General features: G+C 47.7%; 5 protein-coding genes. All 5 read left to right on the top strand.

Translation table 11 applies throughout. The annotated features are described in order from the left end of the window. Nucleotides 1-288: 288 nt before the first annotated feature. The 5 genes from I6E49_RS13715 to I6E49_RS13695 all read left to right on the top strand — a co-directional run bounded on the left by I6E49_RS13715 (nt 289) and on the right by I6E49_RS13695 (nt 7362). Nucleotides 289-1551 (top strand): DUF3575 domain-containing protein, encoded by a 1263-nt coding sequence (locus I6E49_RS13715; protein ID WP_235403016.1) that lies wholly within the window; start codon nt 289-291, stop codon nt 1549-1551. Then, nucleotides 1548-2615, top strand: a complete 1068-nt coding sequence (locus I6E49_RS13710; RefSeq protein ID WP_235403014.1) for a DUF5119 domain-containing protein — start codon at nt 1548-1550, stop codon at nt 2613-2615. Before I6E49_RS13715 ends, I6E49_RS13710 begins: the two co-directional genes overlap by 4 nt. Nucleotides 2616-2661: 46 nt before the next feature. Continuing rightward, nucleotides 2662-3624, top strand: coding sequence for a fimbrillin family protein (locus tag I6E49_RS13705; RefSeq protein WP_235403012.1), 963 nt, complete (start codon nt 2662-2664; stop codon nt 3622-3624). A 101-nt stretch (nt 3625-3725) separates the two neighbouring features. Beyond that, nucleotides 3726-5852, top strand: coding sequence for a fimbrillin family protein (locus I6E49_RS13700; protein ID WP_235403011.1), 2127 nt, complete (start codon nt 3726-3728; stop codon nt 5850-5852). A gap of 208 nt (nt 5853-6060) precedes the next feature. Beyond that, a complete protein-coding gene (locus I6E49_RS13695) occupies nt 6061-7362 on the top strand; it encodes an alpha-L-fucosidase (protein ID WP_235403010.1) in 1302 nt (433 codons plus the stop codon). Nucleotides 7363-7388: the final 26 nt, after the last annotated feature.

Genomic DNA, 7388 nt, shown 5'->3' with positions numbered 1-7388 from the left:
GGGCTTTCAGCCCGTTTTGTTTGACTTTTGACACACCCTCCTCCTACAGTTTGACATTCATTTTGAGTTTACATCACCCCCTTAAACACTTAACATTCCACACTTAACACTTAACAAAACAAAACAACAGACGTACATCTTGATGAAACAATGCCAGCAACAGGACGAATTGCAGGCAGAACGAACTAACGACAGGCAAGATTGCCTACAGACGGGTAATACTGGCTGACGACCAAGCTGAAAATGTAACGCAAAAATAATAAAAAGACTAAATTAAGACGATTGCCTATGATACGATTTATAGCACTCATCTTCTTGGCGCTGGCAATGCAAACCGCCGCTGCCCAAGAAAACGACAAGAAAGAAGTTTGTATCGGATTTAGGGTAGGATCAAGTTTGCTTGACCCCAAGTTCGGTAACAACGAAGCAAATCTGAACGACGTAATACAGTTTCTTAACGAAGTAAGAAACGACACAACCATTGAACTTACTCAAGTAAAGTTCTGCGGATCGGCATCGCCCGAAGGCAGCAGCAAGCTCAACCGCAAGCTCGCCAAGCGCCGCTGTGCCAATATGGAGCAGTATGTACGCCAGCGCATCATGTTGCCCGAAGACATAATCAAGCGTCAGGAATGGTCGGACGCATGGCAGAAACTCGCCATTTATGTCGAAAACTCGGACATGCCAAACAAGAAGGAGGTGCTGCACGAGCTGCTTGAGACTCCAGAATACACCTATAATAAATATGGTGCACTCGTCGACAGCCGCAAGAAGCGACTCATGGACATGAACTACGGACGCACATGGAACTATATGCTCGACAAGTTCTTCCCCTCAGTACGCAACGCAAGTGCCATTCTCGTGACCATACGCAAGAAGAACGAGCCTGCACCCGAACCCCAACCGGAACCCGTTGTGGAAGAACCCAAGCAGCCCGAACCCGTTGTACAGCCCGAACCCGTTGTCGACACCAAGCAACCTGCCTACTTCGCCATCAAGACCAATATGCTTTACGATGCACTACTTGTGCCCAACGTAGGCGTTGAGTTCTCGCTCGGCAAGCGATGGAGCGTAGCAGCCGACTGGATGTACGGATGGTGGAGCCGCAACAAGAGCCATCGCTACTGGCGTGTTTACGGCGGCGGACTCACCGTACGCAAGTACTTCGGAGCCAAGGCAGCCGAAAAGCCTCTGCAGGGACACCACATCGGCATCAACGCACAGATGCTCACCTACGACATCGAATTCGGTGGCAAGGGATATATGGGCGGAAAGCCCGGCGGCACATTGTGGGACCGCATGAACTATACCGTCGGTGCTGAGTATGGCTACTCAATGCCTGTGGCACGACGATTGAACATCGACTTCAGTCTGGCAGCCGGATATATGGGCGGACGCTACTATGAATACACTCCGCTCGACGGCCACTACGTATGGCAAGCCACCAAAAACCGCAAGTGGATAGGCCCTACCAAGGTTGAGGTATCGCTCGTCTGGCTTCTCGGACATGGCAACTACAACACGAAAACGAAGAAAGGAGGCGAGAAATGATTAACTGCAAGAATTCAGCCAAGTTGATACTCGGCACACTATGCGCTATGGCACTCGCCATACCGACACTCTCATCGTGCGAACACAAGGACCTGTGCTTCGACCACGACGTTCATGCACCTAAGTTCGACTTCCGCGTCACAGCTACTTACCAGCAGGAGTGGGAACTGAATGAAAACCAGAAGGTATGGGCTTCGGAAGCTGAATGGCCCGAAAAATACGGCATGGCATACGACGACCTTCGCCCGAAGGTTCCTGCCGGACTCCGTATGCACGTATTCAGCGAGACGGGTGTCAACGATATGATTAATATGCCAGCTCAGGGCGACGTAGTAGGTCTGCAACCGGGCAACCACCAGTTGCTGTTCTACAACAACGACACCGAATACATTCTCTTCGACGATATGTACTCGTATGCTTCTGCCAAGGCTACCACACGCACCCGAACACGTTCTACGTACATGGGCAATCCGTTTAAGGGCAACGCCAGCCGTAGCGAACCTACTGTGAACATGCCCGATATGCTCTATGGCAACTACAAAGAGAAGTACACATCTGAGCGTACCTACGAAATGCCGGAGATGTCGGTTACAATGCACCCGCTGGTGTTCAAGTATCTCGTAAGATACGAGTTCAGCAAGGGTCTGGAATATGTAGGACTGGTGCGCGGAGCACTGTCGGGCATGGCTGCAGCGGTGTATATGCACAGCGGACAGACTTCAAAAGAGGCAGCTACTCTGCTCTACGACTGCACACTCGAACCTTGGGGAGCACAGGCTATAGTAACATCGTTCGGAGTGCCCGACTGGCCAAACGCACTCTATCAGCCCACACGTGGACAGCGCAGCTATGCTCTCAACCTTGAGGTACGACTCAAGAACGGAAAAATCAAAAACTTCGACTTCGACGTGACTAAGCAGGTTGAGGCTCAACCTCAGGGTGGTGTCATCATAGTGAAGGATCTTGAGATTACCGACGAAGAGGGTAAGGAAGGTAGTTCTGGATTCGACGTTAAGGTTGAAGGCTGGGGCGATTACGAAGACATCGTGATTCCACTGAAATAATATTTCAATAAATTAAATTAATAACCAACTATAAAAATTAAACACTATGAAGAAATTATTTATTATGGGTTTGGCAGCAATGGGCCTCGCGCTCACAGCTTGCAACAGTGACGAGACAGTAGAAATGGCTAAGGGTAAAGCTATTGGTTTCTCTTCATTTGTAGATAAGAGCACTCGTGCTACAGACATTACTCTTGCTAATCTCAATAGTATGTACGTATATGGCTGGCGCGGTGACGATAAGATTTTCAATGCACAGGAGGTAACAGTTGCCCAAAATGGAGAGGGCACATACTCACCGCTGAAGTATTGGGAGGCGAACTACATCTACAATTTCGAGGCTATCGCACCGAAGGCAGGTGAGAAGGGTGTTCAATTCGCAGCAGCTAAGACTGGTGGCACCATCACATTCGATAATGACGCCCAGACTGATCTGATTTACGCAAAGGCTACAGAAACGACAATGCCTGCAAATATTACAGCCGCTCCTGACAAGGTTAACTTCACATTCAAGCATCAGTTGGCACGTGTTAAGTTCACTTTCAAGAACACATTCCCAGCAAAAGCTGCTGCCAAGATTACTGTTAAGGACGTAAAGATTACCAACGCTTACAAGAAGGGTACTATCACTCCTGCTACTGACGCTAAGTGGACCGCAACAGAAAATACACTTAATGTTTCTTTCGCAAATCCGACAAAGAATGCACCTACTGATCTCGTAGCAAACACTGGTGTTGGTGAAACTGATCACATGTATCTCATCCCTACAGATAAGAAAGAATCTTACAAAGTAACATTCACTGTTACTCTCGACCAGAATGGTGTAAAAACAGACTACAATCACACTGTTACAATCGAGACAACACAGTCGATAGGCAAGAGCTACAACTACGTTGCTGAGATTGGAACTTCAAACATCAATCCGGATTCACAGCTCCATCCTATCGAGTTCAAGGCTACAGTTGATACTTGGGTTGATGCTCCTGAACAGAAATTCGATCTGAAGTAAGCAACAAGCAACTAACACACTACAGGGTGTAAGGGGTTGAATGTTCCCCTTACACTCACAATTATCAACAACCACAAAAACGAACCAAGATGAAAGGAATAATGAAAATACACCAATTGACAGCCAGCATCGCTGCTGTGCTACTGTCAGCGTCGCTCTTTTCATGCAGCAGCGACGACTTTTTCGGCAAAGCGGAAACAAATACCGACGGCATCAGCTTCGGCGTATCTACCGAAAACGCTGCTTCTACACGCGCAAACAATTCTGCTGACGGCTATACTGCTGCCCGCTACACTCTGCGCTCGGACAATTCTGCCGACACACTCTGCGTGCGTGCCGTTGTGACCGACGGCATCGGCAACGACAATGCAGGCAGACCTGCTACACGTGCAGCTATGCTGCAGACAAGCATGTACGACGAGTTTAAGGTTGTGGCACAGTACAAGAAAGCAGACGGAAGCATCAACTCGCAGTTGTATATGAACGAAACTGCTAAAAGATCTGGCTCGCTTTGGAGTCCCAACTCTACATACTACTGGCCAGAAAAGGGACAGTTGCGCTTCTTCGCATGGGCACCAACCGATGCTACTCTCGATGAGAGTCCTATCTATCCGCAAGAGAATGTCAACATGACTACCCTCAAGTACACTGCTTCTACCGATCTCACCAAGCAGCGCGACCTTGTAGCGGCAGCCACAGGCGAATTCAGCAACAACAGTACAACAGGCGCTCCTGTAAACCTGCAGTTCAAGCACATCTGCACCGCTGTAATCATCAAGACTGGTGAAACAATGGCAGAAGGCACTATCAAGAGCGTAAAAATAACCAAAGTACGCAACTCTGGTACATACGACATGGCGACAGCTGCATGGGATCTTGACGAAACCACAGCCGACTATACAGTTTCGCCAGACTTACCAACCACAGGCGCCACAGCCGACGGCACAAAGCTCAATGCCGAGGACGCTACATTCATGCTCCTGCCCCAGACTTTAGGCGCAGACAGCAAACTCGAAGTCGTTTTCCATGACAACATCTCAGGCAACGACCGCCCCCTGAGCGCTTCACTCAGCGGAGCCAAATGGCTAATGGGCAAAACCGTAACCTATCGCCTCTCGATTACACCAGAGTATGAGCTGAAGTTTACAAGCACTCCTGCTATAGTAGATGCTCACTATGATATCATCCCTATAAAAGTAAATACAAAATACGTAACGGGAAATTGGACTATAAAGTCTAATCAGCCTTGGGTGACAATTAAGTCAGCCTTGACCACATATGAGCAAAGCGGCTACTGGCTAAAAGCAACTGGTGATTATGCTCGTGATTATGCTGATTATTGTGGTTCCGAGAAAGTACCCGTAGAACGTCAGCAGACATTGGATAAGACGGGTAACGGAGAGACAACACTATATCTGTTCGTAGAGGAAAACAACTCAACAACAGACCGTACCGTGACACTTACCTTAAGCATAAACGGAGTAGATTTTGCAACTGCAGACATTGTTCAGAGATGTCCGATTTGGCAAGGTGATATAGGTTGGGAGGTCTTGGAAGATGACGAAACATTCCCCTTCGGATTTAAATGGGACAGAAAAGTAACATATCAGAAAGAAGGATTCGGTCCTATATCTGGTCGAATTGAAGAATGGTGGATTAAACAAAACTTCAAGAAGCAACCAAATACTTTAGGGGAGTGGATTAAATCTATATTTGTTCCTCAAACCGTGCCATACGTAACCGTTGATCATGATGATTGGAAAGGCACAGTAACATTCACTGTTAATTACTCAAAAATGGATGAAATATCAGCAACGTCTGAAGTTGATGGTTTGGATAATACTTGGAAACTGTATTCTCATGTGGGAGGAACATCATTTGAGGGAGAAAAATATATAGCTACCAGAGGTTATAAGATGACCGAGCAAAGTGGTTCGAATGAGATTCCTAAGGTATTTGCTGCCTTGTATGCAGTAAAGTTGAATGCTTTTGAAATACATAAAGGCGGATCAGGCGACAAAATCACTTATGCCATCACACCTGAGAAAAAAGACATCAACTGGTATCTACCGGCAAGCAATCAGTTCTCTGAAGCTGTAGGTTTGAATGGTAAGCACTGGTCATCAACAGGTATACGGGACAACTCGAATGCTTATACTTGGGATGCCTCACCACAAAGCACACCACGAATGGATCTTCATAAAGTGCGTGCTGTGCGCAAGAAATAAGCAGAAAGGTTATAGGCAATAGAATATAAACATTAGAAAACCAGCACATAAACATAACAGACTCAGATCTTATCGTATTACACGTTTTAATAGTTATTTGGTTGGGCTGCCGTGAGGTAGCCCAACTTTTTTTGTATAATTCTTCACCAATACGAATAAAAAGGTTAACTTTGCGAAACAATTATAACCCATAACCCAACAACAACTTATGAAAAAGCTATTGGCAGCGGCTATGCTGGCACTATCACTCACAGCATCCGCTAACACTAATCAAACCTACACACCCTCTGCCGACAACATCGCAGCACGCAAACACTTCCAGGACTCCAAGTTCGGAATATTCCTTCACTGGGGTCTGTACGCTATGCTTGCCACCGGCGAATGGACTATGACCAACAACAACCTCAACTATAAGGAATACGCCAAGCTGGCTGGAGGCTTCTACCCCTCTCGATTCAGCGCAAAGGAATGGGTGTCACAAATCAAGGCTTCGGGCGCAAAGTATATATGCTTCACCACTCGTCACCATGAGGGATTCTCAATGTTCAAGACCAAATATTCCGACTATAACGTTGTAGACGCTTCACCATTCAAGCGCGACATCGTCAAGGAACTCGCTGACGAGTGCCACCGTCAGGGCATCGACATCCACTTCTATTACTCACATATCGACTGGCAGCGTGAGGATGCCCCGCTTGGTCGTACAGGTCTCGGCACTGGTCGACCCGTTGAGAAGCAGAATTGGGACTCATACTATACGTTCATGAACAATCAGCTCACCGAACTCCTCACCAACTACGGCAAGGTTGGAGCTATATGGTTTGACGGATGGTGGGATCAGGACATCAATCCGTCATTCGATTGGCGCCTGCCCGAGCAGTATGCTCTCATCCATCGATTGCAGCCTGCCTGCCTCATCGGCAACAATCATCATCAAACTCCATTCGAGGGTGAAGACTTCCAGATGTTCGAACGCGACCTGCCAGGCGAGAATACAGCCGGACTCTCAGGTCAGTCAATCTCACAACTGCCGCTCGAAACATGCGAAACAATGAACGGTATGTGGGGATATAAGATTACCGACCAGAACTACAAGTCGACAAAGACTCTCATACATTATCTTGTAAAGGCAGCAGGTCGCAACGCCAACCTCCTTATGAACATCGGTCCGCAACCCGACGGATGTCTGCCAGCAGTAGCTGTGCAGCGCCTTAAGGAAATGGGCGAATGGATGAAGACATACGGAGAAACCATATATGGTACACGTGGAGGACGCGTATCGCCACGCGATTGGGGCGTAACAACCGAGAAGGACAACAAGATATTCGTACATATCCTCAACCTCAAGGACCGCTCGCTCTTCCTTCCCATCACCGACAAGAACGCAAAGCATGCCGTAGATTACGTTTCGCGCAAGGCTGTCAAGATGCAGAAGTGTCAAGGCGGTGTGCTCATTACACTCGACAGCGTGCCTACTGATGTGGATAAGGTAGTGGAGATACAGATGTAAACAGAAGCCCTACCCCCCAAAGCCCC

The sequence above is a fragment of the Leyella stercorea genome, assembly GCF_021531655.1.
This window is presented reverse-complemented; position numbering and strand designations above follow the sequence as displayed.